1 protein-coding gene is annotated in these 618 nt (G+C 69.1%); it reads right to left on the bottom strand.

Annotated features, from left to right (window positions below; genetic code table 11):
• Positions 1 to 618 (bottom strand): acyltransferase domain-containing protein (locus V6V16_RS27790; protein ID WP_334566914.1); only part of this gene is annotated, 618 nt, incomplete at both ends.

Genomic DNA, 618 nt, shown 5'->3' with positions numbered 1-618 from the left:
CGGCACCCGCCAGTCCAGCCCCGCCACCACCGACCGGAACTCGTCCAGCATCGGCTCCATCAACCGCGAATGGAACGCGTGACTGACCGACAACTCCTTGACCCGCCAACCCCGCTCACGGGCGGTCGCCACCACCGAGGCCACCTCGCCCGCCGCACCCGACACCACCACCGACGCCGGGCCGTTCACCGCCGCGATGTCCACGCCCGCACCCGCAGCGTCGACGACCTCCCGCACTGCCGCCTCGGACGCACCGACCGCCGCCATCACCCCACCAGCCGGCAACGCCTGCATCAACCGACCCCGCGCCGCCACCAACACACACGCATCCGCCAACGACAACATCCCCGCCACGTACGCCGCCGACACCTCACCAATCGAATGACCCGCGAAGTAGTCCGCCCGCACACCCCACGACGACAGCAGCTCCCACAACGCCACCTCCACCGCGAACAACCCCGCCTGCGCGAACACGGTCTGATCCAACAGACCGGCCTCGTCAGAACCCACCTCCGCGAACACCACCTGACGCAACGCACGCGGCAGATGCCCATCAAACTCAGCGCACACCTCGTCGAACGACGCCGCGAAGACCGGGAACGCCTCATACAGCTCCCG

It is taken from the genome of Micromonospora sp. CPCC 205561, assembly GCF_036906775.1.
GTDB lineage: Bacteria > Actinomycetota > Actinomycetes > Mycobacteriales > Micromonosporaceae > Micromonospora.
The sequence above is the reverse complement of the archived record's forward strand: the minus strand, read 5'-3'. Positions and strand labels throughout refer to the sequence as shown.